Source organism: Photorhabdus tasmaniensis, from assembly GCF_011189505.1.
In the GTDB taxonomy this organism is placed as follows: Bacteria; Pseudomonadota; Gammaproteobacteria; order Enterobacterales; family Enterobacteriaceae; genus Photorhabdus; species Photorhabdus tasmaniensis.
Map to the genome: position 1 here is coordinate 118,731 of NZ_PUJU01000002.1, position 23,246 is coordinate 141,976.

The following is a 23,246-nucleotide window of genomic DNA, read 5'->3' on the forward strand; positions in this document are numbered from 1 at the left end:
TATAAACCATTCCTGTCGGATAAATATTAATTTAAATATTTCCTACAGGAATGGTCGTTAATATTAATGATTAAGCATTAGCTTACAATAGTATATTCTACGATTGGATTATTACCGTTATCAGCCAAGTAGGATAAATGTAAATCATCACCTTCATAGTCTGTTGATATTGAGTAACTGCTGCTTCCGATCAGAGGATTACTCCATGTAATATAGATACTGTAAATTTCACCTTTACTGTCCACAAATACATAAGTACAGCGCCCTGCAACACCACCCAGTAGACTGTTTGAATCACTTCTCCAAATGCCTTTTCCAGGGGTGTTATCACTGCTTTTATTAATTACTTGCGGAGGAAGAGTTGTCCACTCACCCTGATCCAAACGAATAGAATCCTGAATAAGTTTAAGTTTATATACTGATTTGTTAGTTACTTTTGCAATAACACTGATTGGTGCTTTTAACGAAATCGCTTCAATCTCTGACATAATATTACCTCTTATAAAAAGTTTAAAAAATAATTATTAATTACCAAGGTCTTAATTTAACCTGCTGTGGTTAGATTAAATATTTTGGTGTGGAACCGAACTTTTTAGTCATATTTTATGACTGGTTTTTTTACCTTTCATTAGAATTCCATTTCATAACGCTTCCTAAAAGTTAATTTATTTATATTTTGGTTTTTCATCCAAGATTACAAATGTCAGTGTTGATTTTTATCTTTTTAACAAGTTAAAATTGACAACCAATCATTTGTTAAAATAAATCTTCTGTAATTTCGGTGTTTTTCAACAATACCTTTTCTCTCAGATAAATGTCAATTTTTTTACCCTCTGAGTTTTGTTATAAAATAATAAGAGATTAATTATATTTTTATACTCAAAAACATAGATGTAGATGATAAAATATATCTGTGTTTTTAATGGTTGATATGTAAAGTCATTGTAATAACAAACAAAAATGGATTGTCAGGGTTATAATTAACTAATAGTAACTTCATTATTTATTGAACGTTAATTCATCGTTGGGTCGATGAGATGTTAATGCATTGTAATGTTGGATGGGGAAATTTGGTGATGGGTTGTATTTGTTCAGTATAATTGTAATCGTCTATCCTAATTCAATAACCTTGATTATTGTTCAGAAGTTTATTGATTTATTTACCTATTTACCTATTGATTAACAGATATTTGTATAATGAGCTAACATTATATTCACTATAGGTATTATTACATTATTGATGAGAATATCATAATAAAAGGGAATTTATTGTAAACGCAATGTCATTAATACCTAATGCCTAATATGTTTATTTGTGGTGTAATACATCACTATTGATTTTTTTATTTCCTGTTTGTGTCCAATTTGAAAGTGCATTTTGCATTAAATAAAACCACATAACGATATCGTGTTATAATTCAACGTGGTCAACAGAATAAGAACCTTCTTTCTATCTTATTAAAAGTGGGTAACTAGAGCAGTTCATGGCGCATTATTAATAATCGATCTATAAATCACTATTCATCCGTGTTTTTTTATACTTAATGATTAGACGACCGGTCTACTTTTTGGGTATTCCGATGATACTGACCTTGAATGTTGAAGGAGAATATCAATGTTGCAAACGCAACAAATAAATTGCTGTATCGTACTGGCTTCACGTCCGCATGGTTTCCCGATATCCACTGATTTTCGTCTGGAACAGCAACCTATCCCTGAGATTAAGCAAGGAGAAGGGCTGTTATGCACCGCCTTTAGAAAGTGCTCCTGAGGCATTTATTGGCCTGTTGCAAGGTTATAACTTCTGATCTAGCGAGGTAATTATGCAAAATTTTGACTATTACAACCCAACTAAAATCGTTTTCGGTAAAGATACGATTAAACGTCTTGACAACCTGGTACCACGGGATGCGCGGTTACTGATCCTCTACGGTGGTAGCAGCGCTGAAAAAAACGGGACGTTGGATGAAGTCAGGTGTGCGTTGGCTAATCGGACTATCCATGAGTTTGGCGGTATTGAACCTAACCCGACCTACGAAACGTTGATAAAAGCGGTTGAATGGGTACGCAGTAATGAGGTGGATTTCCTGCTTGCTGTCGGTGGGGGTTCTGTGATTGATGGTACTAAATTTGTCGCTGCCGCTGTGCATTTTGATGGCGATCCCTGGTGTATTTTGGAAGAGCGTGGTCGCAATATTCGAAGTGCCCTGCCGTTTGGTGTCGTTTTGACTTTACCGGCAACAGGTTCAGAGATGAACAACGTTGCCGTTATCACCAATAAAGCGAAACAAGCTAAACGAGACCTAATAAACTCATCTGTTTTTCCCCGGTTTTCTATTACGGATCCAACGAAAACCTATACGCTTCCGTTACGTCAGGTGGCTAACGGGGTGGCTGATGCTTTTGCACATATTATGGAGCAATATCTGACTTATCCTGCCAAGGGTATGCTACAGGATCGGTTTGCTGAAGGGGTGTTGCAGACACTGATTGAAATTGGTTCTCAGGCGATAAACTCCCCGGATAACTACGATATTCGTGCAAATTTGATGTGGGCAGCGACGTCGGCTCTCAACGGCTTGATTGGTGCAGGAATGCCGCAGGACTGGGCCTCACACATGATCGGACATGAATTAACCGCGCTTTATGGTATTGATCATGCGCGAACACTCGCGATTATCCTGCCGGCGAATCTGCAAATTCGTCGGGAAAGCAAACGGGGTAAATTGTTGCAGTACGGTGAACGTGTTTGGGGCATCACCAGCGGCAATGAGGAACAACGTATTGATCAAGCCATTGCACATACCCGCAGTTTCTTCGAGAATCTGGGGCTCCAGACCCACTTGTCTGATTACAATCTTGGTGTTGATGACATTGAGTGTCTGATAAAACAATTGGAAGCTCATGGTATGACTCAATTGGGTGAAAACAGCGATGTTACGTTAGATATTAGCCGCCAGATCTTGCACGCAAGTCTTTGAGCTGGACAAATGCCCTGGATGCCCAGGGCTTCTCCCCACAACATCATTATATAGGAAAGAAATGCCTGAACCAAAAATGAACAATAAATATCAGCAATCATCATATATTCAGTCTGAAAATGATCTTTCCCGGATTGTCGTGAGCGGCAGACATCATTTTAACGAGTGGTTGTATTTGCGAAGTGCATTATGGCCTGCGACATCAGAAGAAAAACACCGCGAAGAAATGGACTCGATTTTAGATTCTGATAAAAAAATCGCTTTTATAATTCAATCTAATACAGATAATTTCTGGGGTTTTGCCGAGGCTTCACTTCGCTTTGAATATGTCAATGGATGCTGCTCTTCACCTGTTGCTTATCTTGAAGGTATTTATATTTCCCCGGAACTAAGAAGAAAAGGTTTAGCAACTCGACTTATCACTTGTATTAAGAACTGGGGTAATGATCATGGATGTACTGAAATGGCGTCAGATACGGATATAAATAATAGCGAATCACAGGCTCTTCATTTGTCTCTTGGGTTTGTCGAAGCAGAGAGGGTGGTGTTTTTCAGGAGATCAATTAAATAGGGATAAGAGAAAGAAGCAAAAGAATTTGGCATGAAAGATATTTCATCTAAAATTAAAAATCGCCTTTTATTTAGGAAAGTCAATATACGGGCAAGAAATGTAAATCATGGATCGCCAGACATGAAAAATTTTGATATTAGCAACTATAGGCGATCCTGTTGTTTTATTGTGGCATAATGCGCCACTATCGATTTTTTCCAATTTCCTTTTTGTTTCTAAATTTAAGAGCGAATGCAGTGTTAAGTACAAACAACATCACCATGCAATTTGGCAGTAAGCCCCTGTTTGAAAACATTTCTGTCAAGTTTGGCAACGGTAACCGTTATGGTCTGATTGGCGCTAATGGTTCTGGTAAATCCACGTTTATGAAAATCTTGGGTGGCGATTTGACACCCTCTGCCGGTAACGTCAGCACGGATCCCAATGAGCGTATTGGTAAACTGCGTCAGGATCAGTTTGCCTTTGAAGAGTTCACTGTACTGGATACAGTGATTATGGGGCACACGGAACTGTGGCAAGTGAAACAGGAGCGTGACCGTATTTATGCGATGGCAGAAATGAGCGAAGAAGATGGCTATCGTGTTGCGGATCTGGAAGTGTCCTACGGCGAGATGGATGGTTATAGTGCCGAAGCGCGTGCCGGCGAGTTGCTGCTGGGGGTGGGTATTCCGGTAGAACAACATTATGGCCTGATGAGCGAAGTTGCACCGGGCTGGAAATTGCGTGTTTTGCTGGCTCAGGCTCTGTTTTCTAATCCTGATGTTCTGTTATTGGATGAGCCAACCAACAACCTGGATATTGATACCATTCGCTGGTTGGAGCAGGTGTTAAATGATCGGGACAGCACCATGATCATTATTTCCCATGATCGCCATTTCCTGAATACAGTCTGTACTCACATGGCAGATCTTGATTATGGTGAATTACGTCTGTTCCCCGGTAATTATGATGAATATATGGTTGCTGCAACTCAGGCACGTGAACGTCTGATGGCTGATAATGCGAAGAAGAAAGCACAGATTGCGGAATTACAATCTTTTGTCAGCCGTTTTAGTGCCAATGCTTCCAAATCAAAACAGGCGACTTCTCGTGCTCGCCAGATTGATAAAATCCAGTTGGATGAAGTTAAAGCATCCAGCCGTCAGAACCCTTATATCCGCTTTGAACAGGATAAGAAATTATTCCGTAATGCTCTGGAACTGGAAGGTTTGACGAAAGGTTATGACAATGGCCCGCTGTTTAAAAATCTCAATATGTTGCTGGAGGTCGGCGAAAAAATGGCGGTTATCGGTGCTAACGGTATCGGTAAAACGACTTTCCTGAAAACACTGGTGGGTGAAGCAGAGCCAAACAGTGGTACGGTTAAATGGTCTGAAAACAGCAGCATTGGTTATTATGCTCAGGATCATGCCAGCGATTTTGATTGCGATCTGACGGTTTTCGATTGGATGAGCCAGTGGAAGAGAGAAGGGGACGATGAGCAAGCTGTCCGCAGCGTGCTGGGGCGTTTATTATTCGGTCAGGATGATATTAAGAAGAAAGTCAAGGTGTTATCTGGTGGTGAAAAAGGCCGGATGCTATTTGGCAAGTTGATGATGAAACAGCCAAATATTCTGATAATGGATGAACCAACAAACCACCTGGATATGGAATCCATTGAATCTCTAAACCTGGCGCTTGAAATGTATCAAGGGACTTTGGTATTTGTTTCCCATGATCGGCAATTTGTTAGCTCATTGGCAAGCCGTGTTCTGGAAATCAAATCTAATACCGTCATTGATTTTAAAGGGACTTATGATGAATACCTGAGAAGTCAGGGGATTACTGAGTAAGCGTTTTTTGGCATAAGTTGCCCTAGTTTAGCTCACTGGGGCAACTTGTTTTCATCAGTTGCACACTTCGCAATTGGGATCTTTAAGTAATTTAATATCACGAAATTGCATCGTCATGGCATCAAACAGTAAAACCTTTCCGCTGTTTACCTTGCCATATCCGGTGAGTAATTTGATGGTTTCCATGGCTTGTAATGTCCCGATGGTACCGACCAATGGCGCCATGACGCCCGTTTCTACACAAGTCAGGTTATTTTCACCAAACAGCCGGCTCAAACAGTGGTAGCAGGGGGCATCCGGCTGATAAGTAAATACGGTCAATTGCCCTTCCATGCGAATAGCCGCACCGGAAACCAGAGGCATTTTCCTTACCAGGCACAGACGGTTCAATTGTTCGCGGATCGCAACATTATCAGTGCAATCTAATACAGCATCATTTTCACTAATAAGCTGATCCAGCACCTGATCTTCCAGCAATGCATCGACGGTTTTGATGGTGGCATACGGGTTTATTGCTTGAAGCGTTATCTGGGCTGAGTGTACTTTGGTCATCCCGATGCGTTCATCCCGATGCAAGATCTGTCGTTGTAGGTTTGAGAGAGAAACGGTATCAAAATCTAACAGTGTTATTGTTCCCACGCCTGCTGCTGTCAGATACTGGGATGCAGCACAACCTAAGCCACCCACACCGACTATCAGGATCTTCGAGGATTTCAGTTTTTCCTGTCCATCAAAATCAAACCCGTGTAGGACAATCTGACGGTTATAGCGCAGGGTTTCTGCGTCTGTCAGTTCAATAGTCATTATTCATTTTTCAATAGATGATTGAACAATTCGATCTTAACAATTTCGCCAGCTTCTACCCGACCACGTTCGCGCTCCAGAACGATAAAGCAGTTACCCAGGCTGAATGAACTGAATATATGGGAGCCTTGATGCCCTGTAGTGCGAACTTCCAGCTCACCTTGTTCATTCACAGAGACAATACCGCGTTGAAAATCTGTTCTTCCCGGTGTTTTTTTCAATGGCGTAGTCACTTTAGCATGGAGGCGCATTGGGGGTTGCCATGCTGTAAAACCGGACAAACGGGCAATTAAAGGTTGCACCAGTTGATAGAAGGTGAGGACAGCTGAAACTGGATTACCCGGCAAACCACAGAACCAGGCGTTTTTCAATTTGCCAAAAGCAAAAGGTTTACCCGGTTTAATTGCCAGTTTCCAGAAACTGATTTCTCCCAGCTCATCCAACATCTGCTTGGTGTAGTCTGCTTCACCCACAGAGACGCCGCCACTGCTGATGACTAAATCAGCTTTCTTATCTGCTTCTTCGAAAGCATTGCGTAAAGCTTCGGGGTTATCTGCGATAACGCCTAAATCAATAACGTCGCAGTCCAGTTTTTCCAACATCAGGCGAACAGCAAAGCGGTTGGTATCATAAATCTGGCCTTCTTTAAGTGGCTGATCGATGGCTTGCAGTTCATCACCGGTGGAGAAAATGGCAACGTTTAATTTGCGAACCACTTCGATTTCAGCGATTCCCAGAGAGGCAATCAGTGGTAATTGAGCGGTGGATAATTTACTGCCTGCCGGCAATGCTACCGCTCCTTTGGAGATATCTTCGCCTGCCAGACGGATATTCTGGCCCCGTTTGGCGGGTTGAGAGAAAACAACGCCATCATCAGTAACTTCTGTGTGCTCTTGCATAATGACAGTATCAGCATCTGCGGGAACAGGAGCGCCGGTCATCATCCGGATGCAGGTTGTCGCAGGCCATTCTCCCTGAAAAGGCGCGCCAGCCAGTGCTTTTCCTGCCAGAGGAAGAGGAATGTTTCCATGCAAATCGGCATAGCGAACGGCATAGCCATCCATGGCTGAGTTAGCAAAAGGCGGGACATTGATAGGAGAAATAATATTTGCTGCGGTAATCCGCTCGGATGATTGGGTGAGATTGACGGTTTCTGTGTCAGTCAGTGGTGCAACTTGCGTCAGAAGTTTTTCCAGCGCTTGTTCCAAAGAGATCAATTCAGAGGTGTGGCAGTGATCCATAATGGTGCTCCCAGATAGTATTTTGTAATAGCACCATTATGGCAGAGATCATCATATGTGTTAGTTATATTAAACTTTAATCATTGCCAACATGTCTTCACCATCTTCATCCATACCGACTTCAACAAAACCAAAGCTGGAGTAAAAATTTCGCGCTATAGGATTATTCGGTTTGTAACAGATTTCGATCTCTTCCAATCCATCTGTTCGCCTAATTTCATCAAGGGCCAACAGCATTGCTTTGCGTCCAATACCTTTGTTTTGATAGTGTCGATCCACCATAAATCGCCAAATCGATACTCTCCGGTCCGTCTCAGGTACCCACATAAAGAATCCAACAGGTTTGTCGTCTAAGCAAATGGTACGTGTTTGGTATGAGGGATTGAATTTTGATTCAACCAGTGACCACGTATTGTCTGCGACATATTCGTACTGGTAATCGGCTACGGTTAGATCACAGACATCTTCATAATTATCCTGATTCACATCAGTAAGGGTTATATGCATGTAATATCCTTTGAGAATTAGCTCATTTTGGCAAAGATGAACATGTGAATTATCTAACGTTTACTTAGAGTAAATAGCTGGCTGCTGTAGTAGGTCCGATCGAATCTGAAGTCAACCAGCTATCAATATTTACTATGCTATCAGATAAATTTTATAAAGTTTGACCGCTGTCAATCTTGATGATCTGCCCTGTCATTGCTTCTGCTTTTAGTAACATCAAGGTTATTTCTGCGACATCTTCTGGTGTCGAGATGCGTTCTAAAGGCAAATTTGCACAGAGGGTTCGCATTTTCTCCTCCAATCCTTTCCACCACCGGGTTTCGACCGCGCCTGGTGCCACGCAGTTAACCCTTATTGATGGAGCCAACGCACGGGCCAATGATCTGGTGAGCCCGTGAATAGCTGATTTGGAAACCGCATAGGGAATAGAAGAACCATAGCCGGTTTCGCCAGAGATACTACCGACATTCACAATAGCACTACCCGCTCTTTTCCTAAGATAAGGTGCTGCATACCGGCAACAATGAAATGTGCCTTTCACGTTAACATCAAGAATGGTATCCCAAATATTGTCGGATAGAGATTCGAGATCATCAAATTGAAGTTGCTTTGTTGTCCCGGCATTATTAATCAGGTAGTCGATGCCGTTAAATTTTTCGGCAACAGTGTTGATCATTGCCTGCACAGCGGATTCGTCGGTAACATCGGCTTTTATTGCTATGGCTTGCCCTCCGTCCCGGATAATAGATTCGGTTGTTTCCTGAGCGTCAAGTTCACTTTGTGAATAGATAACGGCCACAGCAGCACCTTGTTTCGCCAGCATGATACTGATAGCCCGTCCTATACCGGTTCCACCTCCGGTAACAATGGCTGTCTTACCTTGGAATTCTTTATACATAAAAAGCTCCTTATTAATAATATTGGTACACACAACATGATAAATCATACATTTCTGGCAGCGGCTTGACAGTATCATTATGGCATTATTGAGAGCAGGCTCAGTTTATGTTGCGCGGTAACAGCTTGATTTAACCTTCGGAAAGGTGAATGAATAGAGCGGAGCACGAGATTTCAAATACTGTGTCGTTCCGGATACTGTAACTCAAGGCTTACTGAATACTTTATTAAGGGGAAGAAATAATTTACGTTTTTATGTAAATTTTATTAACAAGAAGAGTGTATTGCATTTGATTTTTGTTATAACTTGTGAAAAACAAATTAAAAAATGATGTTTTCATGACAATGAATAATTCAATTTCTTCCCAGACGAACCATCGCTATCAGGCTTTTCATATCGCAATGAGTGGTTTTTTGGCACTGGTTGTTGCTATGGGAATTGGACGTTTTACCTTCACTCCTCAAGTTCCCTTAATGATCGCAGAATCCCAGCTTAGTCTGACTGGTGCGGGTATCGTCGCAGCTTTTAACTATCTGGGATATTTGGCGGGTTCCTATGATGCGATGCAGGCGCGCCGTTTTATTGAATATCGGCTCTGGGCAGGATTATGGGGGACGGTAATTATCACGTTGCTTTCTGCGCTACTGGATGGACCGATATTACACAGTGTCGCCCGTTTTGTTATTGGCTGGGCAAGTGGTTTGACATTAGTGCTGGTGGCGGCATGGGTAAATGAACAGTTAGCCAGCTTGAACCGTCCTGCGTTGGGTGTCGCCATATTTGCGGGACCCGGCGTCGGGATATTCGTTACTGGTATTCTTGCTGTCGGGATTCAGGCATGGCAACTGAGTGCTGCCGAAGCATGGCTGTTGTATGGTATTGTGGCGCTGATTTTTAGTATCTATATTAGTCGGCATCTGCCCCGTAGCGGTAAACTGCACCGTTCACAAATTGAGGTGAAGAAGCTGATTTGGACACCCGCAATTAAGCGGTTGGTATGGAGCTACAGTTTAGCGGGATTTGGTTATATTTTACCTGCCACTTTTCTTTCGCAAATGGCCAGTGATCGTTTCCCTGGCAGCTTGTTTGCTCAGTTTGTCTGGCCGATATTTGGTGGTGCCGCAGTTATCGGCATCGGTTTTGCTGTTCTGACCCGTCATATGCTGACAACTCAAATCCGGCTGGCAATCACTTTATGGATCCAGGCGGTGGGGATTCTTATCGCTGAGATTGTCCCGGGAATAAGTGGCTTGGCATTAAGCGCTTTATTGATTGGGGGTGGTTTTATGTGCGCGGTGCAAATGACGTTTCAGTATGGGCGTGAGCTGGCACCAGAACATAGCCGTTATATGGCGGGGTTGCTGACGACGGGATATGCTATCGGGCAGCTTGTTGGGCCAGCGTTGTCAGCGCTTTCCACCGCGATAACCGGGAAACTGGAGCCTGCGCTGTATGTGGCATTTATTACATTGATGATTGCCGGGTTGTTGGTTTGTCACAGGAAGAAACCTGTTGTTGAAATTCGTGTGTAAAAAATCCATCTGATTGCCCTCGGAAAAGCTTGGTTTTCAGGGCTGGGAGGAGGGGCTGCGACTTTCCCACTCACTGATTCTTTTTGCATTCTCACATTGTCCTTTGTATCTTGTTAATCTATGAAACGTGCATACCAGTATCAATTCTACCTAACACCGGAACAAGCCGAGTTTTTAGCCCGGACGTTCGGTGGTGTGCGTTTCATCTATCATTCAATTTTACTACCCGCCAGATAATGGAAAGTAATCCCTTTGGAGAAAATAATGTCATCCCTAAGTAAAGAAGCCGAGCTTGTGCATTCGGCGCTGGAAGCTCGAGGTCTTGAAACGCCTCTTCGTGGTCAGGCATTGGCACCGGAAGTGCGCAAAGTGCGGATTGAGGAGCATATGACGGAAATTATGCAGCTGTTGAATCTTGATCTAAATGATGACAGTTTGGCGGAAACCCCCAGTCGTATTGCGAAAATGTATGTTGATGAAATTTTTTCAGGGTTGGACTACAGTAATTTCCCGAAAATCACATTGATAGAAAATAAAATGAAGGTGGATGAAATGGTGACGGTGCGTGATATCACGTTAACCAGCACCTGTGAACATCATTTTGTGACTATTGATGGTAAGGCGACTGTTTCCTATATCCCGAAAGATAAAGTGATTGGGTTATCTAAAATTAACCGCATTGTGCAGTTTTTTTCGCAGCGCCCACAGGTACAGGAACGTCTGACCCAACAGATCCTGATTGCATTACAGACACTGCTTGGTACCAATAATGTTGCCGTATCTATTGATGCGGTCCATTACTGTGTGAAAGCCAGGGGCATCCGTGATGCAACCAGTACCACGACAACGACATCCTTGGGTGGGTTGTTTAAATCCAGTCAAAATACCCGTCAGGAGTTTTTACGCACGACACGCCATTTGTAATTTTTACATCGGGATATAAAAATGACCCGCCAGAGAATTGATTCACTGGACAGTATTCGTGGTCTGGCGATTCTGGGGATATTGTTGCTCAATATCTCCGGTTTTGCTTTGCCATCCGCGGCTTATTTGAACCCGGCATATAATGGTTCAGCCTCTGCAACAGATTTGATTATCTGGTTTGTACTCAATATCTTTGCTCAGGGAAAATTCTTGTGTATTTTTGCCTTCTTATTTGGTGCAACACTGGAGCTACTATTACCAAGGGGCAAAGTCTGGAACCACCCACGATTAATCATACTTGCCCTGATTGGCGGGATACATGGCATCCTGTTCTGGGATGGTGATATTTTACTCTCTTACAGTTTGACTGGTTTTTTTAGTTTTCATCTGATCAGTCAAAATAGCGCTAGCAGCCGGTTATTGATGAAAGGCGCTGTTTTTTATCTGATCGGATTAGTGCTGTTATTTATTCTTGGTTTTTCTTCCAGAGGTGAATCTAACGATGTCTGGCGACCGACTGAATTCCATGTGTTATACGAAACATTCTGGAAAACAGGTGGTGGATGGCTGGCAGTAGAAGAACGTTTTAATCAGGTCATGTTGATGATGATTATGCTGTTTGTTCAGCATGGCTGGCAATTGATCGGCATTATGTTATGTGGTGCCGGATTAATGCGTAATGGCTGGCTAAAAGGTGAATTTCCGGTGAGCTATTATCGAAATGTGGCGCTATTGCTGATACCACTCAGTGTTGCTGTCCAGATATTCTCTGTGGCGCTCCAATATGCGCATGACTGGGATTACTTTTGGTCAGGTATTGTTGGCTATATCCTTTCTGGATTGGTAATTCCATTTCAGGCACTGGGTTATATGGCACTGATATATGGTTTCTGGCCGGTAATTTCATGCTGGCGGATTAATCGCTGGCTCAGGCAGGTTGGACGAATGGCGATGAGTAATTATTTACTGCAAACTTTAATCTGTACTGCATTGTTTTATCACTTTGGATTATTTGCTCAACTCAATCGCCTGGAGCTACTGGTATTGATTCCATTTATTTGGACAGTGAATATTCTTTTTTCATGCTGGTGGTTACGCCGTCATCAGCAAGGGCCATTGGAACAGCAGTGGCGAAATACTACCGCAGCATTGGCACGCTCCGTTTAGGCTGAGTTTTGTCCATTTCCTGTAATTCTTCCGGGGTGACAGCCGGATAATCAGTTATACCTGCTGGTACTTTATGCGGCGCAGGAATTGGGATCAAAGGACCGAGGAAACGCGGTTCGCGTTTCAAAATATAAAGATCGGTTAGCGCGCCAAGGCGGGCAATTATTTCACGTAACCGAACAGTGATCATATTTTTAGGCGTGGAAACGGCATAACACTGAGCGTCAATGCCCATATGTATAGCGATAAACAGCGCCCGTTCGCAATGGAATCGTTGAGTGATAATCGTAAAATCATTAGTGTTGAAAACCTTACGGGTTCTGACTATTGAATCAAGCGTCCTGAAACCCGCAAAATCCAGCACAATGTTTGTGGCCGGAATACCTGCTTTCACTAAATCCCTGCGCATGGTGACAGGTTCGTTATAACTTTGTTGGGCATTGTCGCCACTCAGTAATAGATATTTGATTTTGTCGCTGTTATAAGCATTAACTGCACCCTGAATGCGGTACATATAATACTGATTGGGGGCACCAGAATGGTAGTATTTAGACGTCCCAAGCACCATACCCACTTCACGTTCAGGGAGTTTTTTGAGGTCGTCAAAAATATAAGGGGCCGTTTTCCAGCTAATCCAGCGGTCAAGTGCAATAGCGGTGAGCGTCAGCGTCCCTGCGATGAATAACAGACCAATTATCAGGCGCTTCCACATGCTTTTGCCTTTAATATGTATCAATGACTAATATTGACTAAAGGCTACTTTACCTGAAATTCCGAAGCAAGTTTTCTCTATAAGAAAAAAGGCTGACAGTGGTTTTTTGTTGTCTGTTTCTTGCTATTTTGCCCCACCGCAGTCGGCAGGCATCGTGTCAGGGAGGTCGGATGGTGGCCTTGATTCACATTTCCTGTCTTTAAGGCGTTGTAGTGGCTACGGATATACCGTAAGATCCGATTCTTGACGTAAGGGCGCTGTCAAATGTTGAGATTGAAAAAATATCGGAAGATTAAGGCATTAAAATAAACTCGATAACAATACTCAGGTTGAGAATATATATATTCTTTTTGTGAACTCTGACATGTTATTTTTGATTTTTATATGTTTTACTTTATGCTAAATATTGATGTTAAATAATAATATATTGCCGGATCTGTTTCTGCGATAGATATGCCTATTCTAATCTGCCAGGGATTTATGGGAGGTTATGTTGTCTATTTATCATTGCTATTGAATATTAAATTGATTATTTTTGAAGTTATAGTAAAGCTTGTAAAATAAAATTATTGTCATCAGATCTTTCTCTATTGTTAAATGTAGAATTAGTTAAATAACTTAAATATATATCTATATCTATTTTGGTGATTAATATCGTGTTGATTAAAAGTGCTTTTACTGGATAGAATATTGGAATTAACATTTTCTGGTGTATTTTTATGTAGGAGATTTTTCCAAAATCATGTTAAGTATAACAAGGTGACTTTTATGAAAAATGAAGTGATTTTATCTAATTCTTTGCAAGAAAGAGATCTCGATAAGTTATTTAATGATGAAGTGTTGGCTATCCATGTAAAAAAGTATGTAGATAGTCATATTTCAGATAAACTTTCTGATTTCTTCCTCTCTCATGAAAATCTAGAACATTATCTTCATGATTTAAAAAAAGGAGATGAAATTGTTTTAGTCGATTATGGCGTTGATAGAGTTGGTGTGCCTTATAACTCAACTTTTGGCAAACCCAAAGATAGTGATAGTTATAAAAGATATTTTGAGAATGCATTACCCGCAATAAGAAACGTTAGAAATTTCTGTGCTCCAATGCTGGCACCTTTCGATAAATTTCGTTTAGAACTGGATGAAGTATGGTCTGCGGGTGCCAGTATTGCAAATTTTGAAAGTAAAAAGATGCATGCAGGGATTGCCAGGGTCATGAGAAGACCAGAACTCTCTATCATGTCTGAAATACAACCTCACTTTGATGGCCTTCAACAACAATCTGTCAATTTGCTAGGGCAATTTTCTGTAAATATATATATAAAAGTACCTGTAAGTGGAGGGGAATTAGAGTTGTGGGATGTTCCAGCTATTCCTATTACCGAGTTGATTGAAGATAGTTCAGAACATGATTGGCGGGGCTCTCTTCCTCCCTCTATTTGTATTAAGCCGGAATTGGGAGATTTAATAATAATAAACACCAGGAAACCCCATGCAATTCGTAGCTTTTCTGAGGGAAGCAGAATATCATTGCAAAGTTTCATCGGCGTATCACCAAATAAACATCTAATGTTATGGGATTAATGATATTGTTGGTGTAATTAGCATATTGGGAATATTTTTTCTTTTAGGGGTTGGGAGTGTCATATCCCAATCCTATAAATATGAAAATTATGTCAAAATACCTGAATGTAAATTATCTTCATACTGTTTTTTGGTTTTTTTGCCGGCATTGTTTATTTGTTATTTTTGGGATGATTATTAACTAATGTTATTTTATACTTGTTATGATTTTTTAGCTACATTTATGGTAATTTGGTTTTGTGTTATTAGTTTCGTGAATAAGAGAAGTGAATAAAATAAAATTATCATATTAAATTCGTAAAATATTTTTTTGGGCTGTGAGTGTGCAACTCAATAATACTATATCAGTTAAGTATAATTTGGTAAAAATTGCGATAAACCTTCGGCCAATGTGGGCGGAAATATAAGACAAAAATCTTGAAGGGTTTTCAGATAGTAAAATGCCGCAATGAATATGCGGCATAGAGGTATAGTGGTTTTAAAGGCTGCGGTGCTCGTCGTTTCTGTCTTTTGGGCTTGTGTCTGACTCGCCAGGGACGAGTAACAGCCGCTGATGTGGGGAGCACCTTGCCCGATCCGGGCGGATAATAGTCACAATGAAGTCCGTTTATATATGCGATATTCCGGTTTCCAAAAGTTACGTTCAATCGCTTCATCCAATGCACCGTCTGACGTGACAGTCGCAACACCTTGTATTTGCGCTTCTTTTGCAACTTGTTTTGCAATTTTGCGAGAAACTTCCTGAATATCATCAATGAGTGGCAGTAACGGACCTGTACCCTTTTTCGCCAATGGTGAACAATCAGCCAGTATTCGACTTGCCGTCATCAACATACCATCAGTGACGAGTTTGGCCCCAGAGGCAATAACACCTAAGCCAATTCCAGGGAAGATATAGGCGTTGTTACATTGAGCGATCGGATACTCTTGATCTTTGTATTTTACCGGATTGAATGGGCTACCTGTTGCAACCAGGGCTGCGCCATCTGTCCAGTTGATAATATCTTCAGGACGGGCTTCAACACGGGAAGTTGGGTTGGATAATGGCATAACGATTGGACGTTCACAGTGTTTATGCATCTCACGGATGATCTCCTCTGTGAACAGCCCCGCTTGACCTGAAACGCCAATTAATACCGTAGGTTTAGCATTACGAACAACGTCAAGCAGAGAGATAGAATCGCTGTTTACATCCCATTTAGCTAAGGGGTCGATTTTTTGTACCAGCTTGTTCTGGAAATCCAATAAATTTGGCAGTTTATCTGTCAGTAAACCGAAACGATCAACCATGAAAATACGGGCGCGAGCTTGTTCTTCATTTAAACCTTCAGATTTCATCTGGGCGACAATCTGCTCTGCGATACCGCAACCGGCGGAACCGGCTCCCAGGAAAGTGACAGTTTGATCTTTCAATTGACGACCGGCAGCACGGCTGGCTGCAATCAGGCTACCCAGTGTGACAGCAGCGGTTCCCTGAATGTCATCATTAAAGCAACAAATCTCATGGCGATAGCGGTTGAGCAGGGGCATGGCATTTTTTTGCGCGAAATCTTCAAACTGTAGCAGCACATTTGGCCAGCGGCGTTTAACGGCCTGAATAAATTCATCAACAAATTCATCATATTCTGCGCCGGTAATACGCGGATGGCACCAGCCCATATATAACGGGTCATTCAGGCGCTGGGGGTTATTCGTTCCCACATCCAGAACTACCGGCAGTGTATACGCCGGGCTGATGCCACCACAGGCGGTATACAGGGAAAGTTTACCAATAGGAATACCCATACCGCCGATACCTTGGTCACCCAGACCAAGAATACGTTCACCATCGGTGACAACGATAACTTTTACATTTTGTTTAGTCGCATTTTGCAGCATGTCATCAATATGCGTTTTATTTGGATATGAGATGAACAAGCCACGGGCGCGGCGGTAAATATCAGAAAAATGTTCACAAGCTTCACCAACCGTTGGGGTATAAATGATTGGCATCATTTCGCTCAAATGTGCATCCAGCAGGCGGTAGAACAGAGTTTCGTTAGTGTCTTGAATATTTCGCAGATAAATGTGTTTATCTGCATCATTTTTGAAATCAAGATACTGCCGATAGGCGCGTTCAGCTTGTTCTTCAATGGTTTCAACCGCTTCCGGTAATAAGCCATGAAGGTTAAAGTTGCCGCGTTCTGCTTCGGTAAAGGCACTGCCTTTATTCAGCAAGGGAAATTCCAACAGGATGGGGCCCGAATAGGGAATATATAATGGACGTTTACTTTCGTGTTCCAGTTCCATGAATCTTACTCTTTGAACTAAATGGATAATAAGGTCAGTTATAGATCCTAAAAGATAGGAAAAATATGTACAGCAAATGTTACTTAATTAGAGGTATTATGAGTAAAAATGAGAGATAACATCCAGATTTAGCTAATAAATAAAATGTTACGTTACCCAATTTTGTAGGAGAAAATCCTCCATTAGGGTCATTTCTTCGACACTTAAGCGACGAGAATTATTGACAATTTGGCCGATAACTTTACGTGATACGCTCATAGCGTCAGCCAATTGCTGCTGAGTAATATTCATCGGCTTTAAAAATTCTTCGTTAAGCATCTCGCCAACGGTAGTCGGTTCTGCCGCAAGAGTATCCATTGTGTCCCCCATTAATATTTGCGCGGACCTAGATAAACATCATATGCGGCACTATCAAGCCAGAGAAAAATGAGCCGCCACTGGAAAAACGCATTTTTCACTGAATTCAGAACGTGTGGTAATCAAATTTACCGCATCCTAGTGCAGCAAGTGTGGATTGCGTTGCACTGTGTTGGGACAAATGGCTGTTTTTTCCCTCAATTAATACTGCTGTTTCGATGGACAGACAATCACCACCAGAAATATTCATCAGGATCAGAGCTGCTTGTAATGGGGGTAAGCTTGGGTTAAAAGCGGCATTTTCTGCATAACGCCCAGGATAGATTTTTCCATCTTTTCCCAGCAGTGCTATACCACTGTATGAATTGCTGTATGGGGCATGGCTTCGGTTTGCCGCATCCAGTGCGGTTAGTACCAGTTCATCAGTGGTTTCTATTTGATAACCATGATTAACCGGATCCATCAACAGGGTAGTGATACCCAGATCGTTTGGACCAAAGGAATATGGCAAATAGTCACCTAATGTCAAAGATTCTTGTTTTGGCAAGTGGATCTCTAATTGTGTGCCACTATTAAGTTCATTCATAAACTGGCGACAGTGACCGCATGGAGAGTAATTAACCGTGATAGAGGTTAGTTTTTTCTCACCGCGTAACCAGGCGTGAGTAATAGCACATTGTTCAGCATGAATAGTTTGCTGTAATGGCACATTGGTAAATTCCATATTGGTGCCGAAGTAGAGATTTCCGCTTTCGCCACGGGCAATTGCGCCGACATTAAAATGTGATATCGGGGCTAAGGAGTATGCCGCTGCGAGTGGCAGTAGGGCGATAGCCAATGTGTTATCGTCAAAGCCGCAGGTTTTCTTGACAGATTCAGCTTGTTCAGCCGTGAACATGGCAGGAAAGTCGTCGTTTCCTGCATAGGGAGAAAGCGCATCCTGTAGTTTAGATGGCAACTGTGCCCAGATAGAGCGAAAGCGAGCTTGCATAGAATGATCTCCAAATTAACTTAAGGTCATTCTAGGCGCTCTGATCAGATTTATAATGTGATTAATGTCACATAAATAATGAAAACTATGTAATTAAATCCGGTAATTGAAGGATTTATATCAAATTTTTCAACTGGTAACTAACCAAATAGATATAACAGCACTGGAAATATAAAAGGGGCGGTCAATGAAGTAATGATACCGCAGGTCATCAGTGCTAACGAACTGTATGCGCCTTCAACAAAATTGACTTCTGCACAACGGGCGGTGCCCAAAGCATGTGATGCCGTTCCCATTGCCAAGCCACGGGATGCTTTAGTTTTCACTTGCAAAATATCGAACAGGTTATGACCAAAAATTGCCCCAAGAATGCCGACAAAAATGACGCAAGCGGCACTGATTGCCGGAATACCGCCGATAGCATCTGCTACTGCCATTGCTATTGGTGTAGTGACTGATTTAGGCAGTATCGAGGCGGCCATTTCAGGTGTTGCGCCCATCCACAATGCAATAGCAGTACCTGTAACCATAGCGACAATACTGCCGATAAAACAGATACTGATAATGGATTTCCATTGGGCGCGGATTTGGTGCAACTGTTCATATAAAGGAAATGCCAGCGCAACCACGGCGGGCTGGAGCAGATCATTAAGAATTCGGCTGCCGGCGAAATAGTGTTCATAAGGGGTATTGGTTATTAACAATATTGGAATAAGTACAGCAATAGAAACCAATAAGGGATTCAAAATAGGAATTTTGAATCTTAGTGAGAGTTTTCTTGCGGCGTAGAATACAGTCAATGTTAATGGCAGTGACCACCAAATGTGACTTAACATATTTATTTCTCTTGTTTTTCTTGTTCAGTCTTAACTTCTGATGCGGAACCGATAATTGGACGTTCGCGGAGAACATAATGGGAACTGTAAGCAACAATAATCATAACAACTGCGGTGCTGATCAGGCATGAAAGGACAATCGGTAGTATCTGTTGGCTGAGTTGATCGTAATAGTTCATCACGCCTACACCGATAGGCAGAAACAGCAGGGTCATATTTCTCAATAACAGACTGCAACCGGGTTTTGCCCAGTGGGCAGGGATCAATTGGAAAGCCAATAAGACGAACAATATCAACATACCGATAATACTGCCGGGAACAACGATGGGTAACAGGGCAGAGATGGCATTGCCTGCCAACAAACACAGATAAATCAGTACAAATGCTCGCAGGTACTGCCAACCTATAATCAGTACTTCACGAAACGACATAACAAAATTCCTAATTCCAGTGAGGAATTCATCATACAATTAACCCTGGGAATGTGCCATAGATCACATTCAAAAAAGCGGGGACCATTGCTGATCCCCGCTAATAAGATATATTTGCAATAAATTGATTGTTATTTCACCAGCATACCCGGTAGTGCGCCACTGTCAGGACTGAGCAGGAAGATATCTTTTCCGCCAGGCCCAGCTGCCATCACCATTCCTTCAGAAATACCGAAGCGCATTTTACGTGGAGCCAGGTTGGCAACCATTATGGTTAAACGGCCTTCCAGTGCTTTCGGATCAGGATAACTGGAGCGGATACCGGAAAATACCTGGCGAGTTTCACCACCAAGATCCAGCGTCAGTTTCAGCAGTTTATCTGAGCCTTCTACAAAATCAGCCTGTTTGATAAGGGCGACGCGCATATCAACTTTGGCGAAATCATCAAAAGTGATTGTACCCTGAATTGGCTCTTCTGCCAGTGGACCGCTGACTTTTTGTGGTGCGCTGATGCTTTCTTTAGACGCAGTAACCATCGCATCCACTTTATCCATATCAATGCGGTTAAACAGGGCCTTAAAGGTGGAAACCTGATGATCCAGCAGCGGTTGTTCAATACCATTCAAGGTCAGTTCGGTATTCAGGAAAGCTTCTGCGCGTTCTGCCAGACTGGGTAAAACGGGTTTCAGGAAAGTCATCAGAACGCGGAACAGGTTGATGCCCATTGAACAGATAGCTTGAAGATCCGCATCACGGCCTTCTTCTTTTGCCACAACCCACGGAGCCTGCTCATCCACATAACGGTTTGCCAAATCAGCCAATGCCATGATTTCACGGATTGCTTTACTGAATTCGCGGTTGCTGAACTCTTCTTCAATCACTTTCGCGCTATCAATAAACTTCTGGTAAAGCGCCGGATCAGCGAGTTTATCCGCCAGCTTGCCATTAAAGCGTTTATTAATGAAACCTGCGTTACGGGAGGCCAGATTCACCACTTTGTTAACGATATCGCTGTTAACACGCTGAACAAAATCTTCCAGATTCAGGTCGATATCATCAATACGGGAAGAGAGTTTGGCCGCATAGTAATAACGCAGGCAGTCTGCATCCAGATGATCCAGATAAGTGCTGGCCTTGATAAACGTACCACGGGATTTGGACATTTTCGTGCCGTTGACGGTGACGTAGCCGTGAACAAACAGATTTGTTGGCTTGCGGTAACCGCTGCCTTCCAGCATGGCAGGCCAGAACAGGCTGTGGAAATAGACAATGTCTTTACCAATAAAGTGATAAAGGTCGGCGGTGGAATCTTTTGCCCAGAACTCATCAAAGCTCAGGTTTCCGCGTTTGTCACACAGATTTTGGAAAGAACCCATATAACCAATAGGTGCATCCAGCCAGACATAGAAATATTTGCCGGGTGCATCAGGAATTTCAAAACCAAAATAAGGTGCATCACGGGTGATATCCCACTGCTGTAAGCCGGATTCAAACCATTCCTGCATCTTGTTAGCAACTTGTTCCTGCAATGCGCCGGAACGGGTCCATGCTTGTAACATGTCACTGAATACAGGTAAATCGAAGAAAAAGTGCTCGGATTCACGCATTTCTGGCGTTGCGCCGGAGACAACAGAACGTGGGTTAGCCAGTTCTGTTGGGCTGTAAGTTGAACCGCAAACTTCACAGTTATCGCCATACTGATCTTCTGCCTTACATTTTGGGCAGGAGCCTTTTACAAAGCGATCAGGCAGAAACATCCCTTTCTCAGGATCGTATAACTGAGAAATAGTGCGGTTCTTAATATGGCCGTTCTTTTTCAGTTCCAGATAGATTTCAGTTGATAATTCCTGGTTCTCTCTGCTGTGCGTAGAGTGATAGTTATCATAGCTGATTGAAAAGCCAGTAAAATCCTGATGATGCTCTAGGTTCACGGCGGCGATCATCTCTTCGGGAGCAATACCCATTTGCTGTGCTTTCAGCATGATTGGTGTTCCGTGAGCGTCATCGGCGCAGATAAAGTGAACCTCTTTGCCGCGCATTCGCTGAAAACGGACCCAAATATCTGCCTGGATATGTTCCAGCATGTGACCGAGATGGATTGGACCGTTAGCATATGGCAACGCACACGTCACCAATAATTTTTTTGCGACTTGAGACATAGTAGGGATCTGACTTCCAATAAATGAAAAGGGAGTTTGATGTTACCTGATCAAAAAAATTGTCGCTAGGGTAACTCTTGATCTTCGCGAGTTTTATTGGATAAAAATTGAATCAGTGAGTTGGAAGTGGGTTTTTGTCGTGGATCTTATCTGAACGCATTGGGTTCTGTTATGATGAAAAGATGGCTTTTATAGTTAATCATGATAATCAAAGGAGCCGGGATGAACGCAAAATCCCCTGAGCAGACCAATCCTGACCTGCTGAAATCTCAGGTAACAACAATACTTGCTACCTTTACCCATCTGACACTGGAACGCGATCTGACAGCTCTGAAAGTACTGCATCACTGTACGATGCTTGATGATGTTCTACACATTGAATTGATCATGCCGTTTGTCTGGCGGCGTGGCTTTGAAGCCTTGAAAGAGGCGACAACGAAAAAGTTGCAGTCAGTGACTGGCGCAAAATCTGTTGCGTGGAAACTGAACCATGATATCAGCACATTACGCCGCGCTAACGATTTGCCGGGAATTAATGGTGTTCGTAATATTTTGGCTGTCAGCTCAGGTAAAGGTGGCGTGGGTAAATCCAGCACCGCAGTAAACCTGGCGTTGGCGTTGGCGCAGGAAGGGGCAAAAGTCGGTATTCTGGATGCGGATATCTACGGTCCTTCGGTTCCGAGCATGTTGGGAACCACCAAAGAACGCCCAACTTCCCCGGATGGGCAGCATATGGCACCAATTATGACTCATGGTCTTGCCACTAACTCTATTGGTTATCTGGTGACGGATGACAATGCCATGGTATGGCGTGGCCCGATGGCCAGTAAGGCATTGATGCAGATGCTACAGGATACATTATGGCCGGATCTTGATTATCTGGTTATTGATATGCCACCGGGAACCGGTGATATTCAGCTTACGTTGTCACAAAACATCCCGGTCACGGGGGCGCTGGTGGTGACAACGCCGCAGGATATCGCCTTAATTGATGCGATGAAAGGCATTGTCATGTTCCAAAAAGTGAAAGTTCCTGTACTTGGGATCGTTGAAAACATGAGTGCGCATATTTGCGGCAACTGTGGTCACCTGGAGCCTATTTTTGGTACCGGCGGGGCGGAAAAACTGGCCGCTAAATATCATTGCCAACTGTTGGGACAAATTCCTCTGCATATTTCGTTACGTGAAGATCTTGACCGTGGAGAGCCTACTGTTATCAGCAATCCTGATAGTGAATTCACGGATATTTACCGGGAAATTGCCGCGAATATTTCTGCACAGATGTACTGGCAGGGTGAGAAGATACCGACGGAGATTTCGTTCCGCGCTGTTTAATACCCATATTCGATTAATAGCAACGGGTTATGATATTTTCATTACCCGTTTTTTGCGTATAGAAGAAAGAATTCTTTTCAGATTCATCTCTGTTGCAG

The 23,246-nt window shown here is 42.7% G+C and carries 22 protein-coding genes; 10 read left to right on the forward strand and 12 right to left on the reverse strand.

What is annotated here, in order from left to right; all coding sequences use genetic code 11:
• Positions 1–77 precede the first annotated feature (77 nt).
• On the reverse strand, positions 78–488 hold the full coding sequence (locus C5471_RS01225; protein ID WP_133815057.1) for a toxin: 411 nt from the start codon (positions 486–488) through the stop codon (positions 78–80).
• 1,127 nt (positions 489–1,615) lie between these two features.
• Here C5471_RS01225 and C5471_RS01230 point away from each other — a divergent pair.
• The 4 genes from C5471_RS01230 to C5471_RS01245 all read left to right on the forward strand — a co-directional run bounded on the left by C5471_RS01230 (position 1,616) and on the right by C5471_RS01245 (position 5,384).
• Positions 1,616–1,771, forward strand: a complete 156-nt coding sequence (locus C5471_RS01230; protein ID WP_207627099.1) for a hypothetical protein — start codon at positions 1,616–1,618, stop codon at positions 1,769–1,771.
• 52 nt (positions 1,772–1,823) lie between these two features.
• Complete coding sequence (locus C5471_RS01235; RefSeq protein ID WP_133815056.1) at positions 1,824–2,981, forward strand: iron-containing alcohol dehydrogenase; 1,158 nt, start codon at positions 1,824–1,826, stop codon at positions 2,979–2,981.
• Between the two features lie 76 nt (positions 2,982–3,057).
• Positions 3,058–3,552 carry an aminoglycoside 6'-N-acetyltransferase gene (gene aac(6') / locus C5471_RS01240; protein WP_133815379.1) on the forward strand — a complete coding sequence of 165 codons (495 nt, stop codon included), beginning with the start codon at positions 3,058–3,060 and terminating at the stop codon, positions 3,550–3,552.
• A 236-nt stretch (positions 3,553–3,788) separates the two neighbouring features.
• Complete coding sequence (locus tag C5471_RS01245; RefSeq protein WP_133815055.1) at positions 3,789–5,384, forward strand: ABC-F family ATPase; 1,596 nt, start codon at positions 3,789–3,791, stop codon at positions 5,382–5,384.
• A 54-nt stretch (positions 5,385–5,438) separates the two neighbouring features.
• Here C5471_RS01245 and moeB read toward each other — a convergent pair whose 3' ends face one another.
• The 4 genes from moeB to C5471_RS01265 all read right to left on the reverse strand — a co-directional run bounded on the left by moeB (position 5,439) and on the right by C5471_RS01265 (position 8,834).
• On the reverse strand, positions 5,439–6,188 hold the full coding sequence (moeB, locus tag C5471_RS01250) for a molybdopterin-synthase adenylyltransferase MoeB (protein ID WP_133815054.1): 750 nt from the start codon (positions 6,186–6,188) through the stop codon (positions 5,439–5,441).
• Positions 6,188–7,429, reverse strand: coding sequence for a molybdopterin molybdotransferase MoeA (moeA, locus tag C5471_RS01255; RefSeq protein ID WP_166295552.1), 1,242 nt, complete (start codon positions 7,427–7,429; stop codon positions 6,188–6,190). The genes moeB and moeA overlap by 1 nt, the downstream gene beginning before the upstream one ends.
• A 69-nt stretch (positions 7,430–7,498) precedes the next feature.
• Positions 7,499–7,936, reverse strand: coding sequence for a GNAT family N-acetyltransferase (locus tag C5471_RS01260; protein ID WP_133815053.1), 438 nt, complete (start codon positions 7,934–7,936; stop codon positions 7,499–7,501).
• Positions 7,937–8,087: 151 nt separating this feature from the next.
• Entirely contained in the window at positions 8,088–8,834 is a 747-nt protein-coding gene (locus tag C5471_RS01265; protein ID WP_133815052.1) for an SDR family NAD(P)-dependent oxidoreductase, read from the reverse strand.
• 344 nt (positions 8,835–9,178) lie between these two features.
• On the opposite strand from C5471_RS01265, the gene C5471_RS01270 reads away from it, so the two are divergent.
• The 4 genes from C5471_RS01270 (at position 9,179) to yeiB (ending at position 12,457) form a co-directional block, all read left to right on the forward strand.
• Positions 9,179–10,366: a YbfB/YjiJ family MFS transporter gene (locus C5471_RS01270; RefSeq protein WP_133815378.1), complete on the forward strand. Its 1,188-nt coding sequence runs from the start codon at positions 9,179–9,181 to the stop codon at positions 10,364–10,366.
• A 120-nt stretch (positions 10,367–10,486) separates the two neighbouring features.
• Positions 10,487–10,603, forward strand: coding sequence for a helix-turn-helix domain-containing protein (locus C5471_RS01275; protein WP_422630894.1), 117 nt, complete (start codon positions 10,487–10,489; stop codon positions 10,601–10,603).
• 27 nt (positions 10,604–10,630) lie between these two features.
• Entirely contained in the window at positions 10,631–11,290 is a 660-nt protein-coding gene (gene folE / locus C5471_RS01280; protein WP_133815051.1) for a GTP cyclohydrolase I FolE, read from the forward strand.
• A gap of 21 nt (positions 11,291–11,311) precedes the next feature.
• Positions 11,312–12,457, forward strand: coding sequence for a DUF418 domain-containing protein YeiB (gene yeiB / locus C5471_RS01285; RefSeq protein ID WP_133815050.1), 1,146 nt, complete (start codon positions 11,312–11,314; stop codon positions 12,455–12,457).
• Here the strand turns inward: yeiB and sanA are convergent.
• Complete coding sequence (sanA, locus tag C5471_RS01290) at positions 12,429–13,169, reverse strand: outer membrane permeability protein SanA (RefSeq protein WP_133815049.1); 741 nt, start codon at positions 13,167–13,169, stop codon at positions 12,429–12,431. The genes yeiB and sanA overlap by 29 nt on opposite strands.
• A 768-nt stretch (positions 13,170–13,937) precedes the next feature.
• Between sanA and C5471_RS01295 the strand changes: the two genes are divergently transcribed.
• Positions 13,938–14,750 carry a 2OG-Fe(II) oxygenase family protein gene (locus C5471_RS01295; protein WP_133815048.1) on the forward strand — a complete coding sequence of 271 codons (813 nt, stop codon included), beginning with the start codon at positions 13,938–13,940 and terminating at the stop codon, positions 14,748–14,750.
• A 591-nt stretch (positions 14,751–15,341) separates the two neighbouring features.
• Here the strand turns inward: C5471_RS01295 and C5471_RS01300 are convergent.
• From C5471_RS01300 to metG, 6 genes are all read right to left on the reverse strand, one after another.
• Positions 15,342–17,039, reverse strand: coding sequence for an NAD-dependent malic enzyme (locus C5471_RS01300; RefSeq protein WP_133815047.1), 1,698 nt, complete (start codon positions 17,037–17,039; stop codon positions 15,342–15,344).
• 147 nt (positions 17,040–17,186) lie between these two features.
• A complete protein-coding gene (locus tag C5471_RS01305) occupies positions 17,187–17,396 on the reverse strand; it encodes a HigA family addiction module antitoxin (protein WP_166295555.1) in 210 nt (69 codons plus the stop codon).
• Positions 17,397–17,502: 106 nt separating this feature from the next.
• Positions 17,503–18,387: a cytidine deaminase gene (cdd, locus tag C5471_RS01310; protein WP_133815045.1), complete on the reverse strand. Its 885-nt coding sequence runs from the start codon at positions 18,385–18,387 to the stop codon at positions 17,503–17,505.
• Positions 18,388–18,527: 140 nt separating this feature from the next.
• Positions 18,528–19,223 (reverse strand): CidB/LrgB family autolysis modulator, encoded by a 696-nt coding sequence (locus tag C5471_RS01315; RefSeq protein ID WP_133815044.1) that lies wholly within the window; start codon positions 19,221–19,223, stop codon positions 18,528–18,530.
• 2 nt (positions 19,224–19,225) lie between these two features.
• A complete protein-coding gene (locus C5471_RS01320; RefSeq protein WP_133815043.1) occupies positions 19,226–19,654 on the reverse strand; it encodes a CidA/LrgA family protein in 429 nt (142 codons plus the stop codon).
• Positions 19,655–19,785: 131 nt separating this feature from the next.
• Positions 19,786–21,813, reverse strand: coding sequence for a methionine--tRNA ligase (gene metG, locus C5471_RS01325; RefSeq protein ID WP_133815042.1), 2,028 nt, complete (start codon positions 21,811–21,813; stop codon positions 19,786–19,788).
• A 222-nt stretch (positions 21,814–22,035) separates the two neighbouring features.
• On the opposite strand from metG, the gene apbC reads away from it, so the two are divergent.
• Entirely contained in the window at positions 22,036–23,148 is a 1,113-nt protein-coding gene (gene apbC, locus C5471_RS01330) for an iron-sulfur cluster carrier protein ApbC (protein ID WP_133815041.1), read from the forward strand.
• The last annotated feature ends 98 nt before the right edge of the window (positions 23,149–23,246 follow it).

Coding starts and splice junctions, on each gene's coding strand:
- C5471_RS01225 (WP_133815057.1), bottom strand. CDS start 488: ATGTCAGAGATTGAAGCGATTTCGTTAAAAGCACCAATCAGTGTTATT.
- C5471_RS01230 (WP_207627099.1), top strand. CDS start 1,616: ATGTTGCAAACGCAACAAATAAATTGCTGTATCGTACTGGCTTCACGT.
- C5471_RS01235 (WP_133815056.1), top strand. CDS start 1,824: ATGCAAAATTTTGACTATTACAACCCAACTAAAATCGTTTTCGGTAAA.
- moeB (WP_133815054.1), bottom strand. CDS start 6,188: ATGACTATTGAACTGACAGACGCAGAAACCCTGCGCTATAACCGTCAG.
- moeA (WP_166295552.1), bottom strand. CDS start 7,429: ATGGATCACTGCCACACCTCTGAATTGATCTCTTTGGAACAAGCGCTG.
- C5471_RS01260 (WP_133815053.1), bottom strand. CDS start 7,936: ATGCATATAACCCTTACTGATGTGAATCAGGATAATTATGAAGATGTC.
- C5471_RS01265 (WP_133815052.1), bottom strand. CDS start 8,834: ATGTATAAAGAATTCCAAGGTAAGACAGCCATTGTTACCGGAGGTGGA.
- C5471_RS01270 (WP_133815378.1), top strand. CDS start 9,179: ATGAATAATTCAATTTCTTCCCAGACGAACCATCGCTATCAGGCTTTT.
- C5471_RS01275 (WP_422630894.1), top strand. CDS start 10,487: ATGAAACGTGCATACCAGTATCAATTCTACCTAACACCGGAACAAGCC.
- folE (WP_133815051.1), top strand. CDS start 10,631: ATGTCATCCCTAAGTAAAGAAGCCGAGCTTGTGCATTCGGCGCTGGAA.
- yeiB (WP_133815050.1), top strand. CDS start 11,312: ATGACCCGCCAGAGAATTGATTCACTGGACAGTATTCGTGGTCTGGCG.
- sanA (WP_133815049.1), bottom strand. CDS start 13,169: ATGTGGAAGCGCCTGATAATTGGTCTGTTATTCATCGCAGGGACGCTG.
- C5471_RS01295 (WP_133815048.1), top strand. CDS start 13,938: ATGAAAAATGAAGTGATTTTATCTAATTCTTTGCAAGAAAGAGATCTC.
- C5471_RS01300 (WP_133815047.1), bottom strand. CDS start 17,039: ATGGAACTGGAACACGAAAGTAAACGTCCATTATATATTCCCTATTCG.
- C5471_RS01305 (WP_166295555.1), bottom strand. CDS start 17,396: ATGGATACTCTTGCGGCAGAACCGACTACCGTTGGCGAGATGCTTAAC.
- cdd (WP_133815045.1), bottom strand. CDS start 18,387: ATGCAAGCTCGCTTTCGCTCTATCTGGGCACAGTTGCCATCTAAACTA.
- C5471_RS01315 (WP_133815044.1), bottom strand. CDS start 19,223: ATGTTAAGTCACATTTGGTGGTCACTGCCATTAACATTGACTGTATTC.
- C5471_RS01320 (WP_133815043.1), bottom strand. CDS start 19,654: ATGTCGTTTCGTGAAGTACTGATTATAGGTTGGCAGTACCTGCGAGCA.
- metG (WP_133815042.1), bottom strand. CDS start 21,813: ATGTCTCAAGTCGCAAAAAAATTATTGGTGACGTGTGCGTTGCCATAT.
- apbC (WP_133815041.1), top strand. CDS start 22,036: ATGAACGCAAAATCCCCTGAGCAGACCAATCCTGACCTGCTGAAATCT.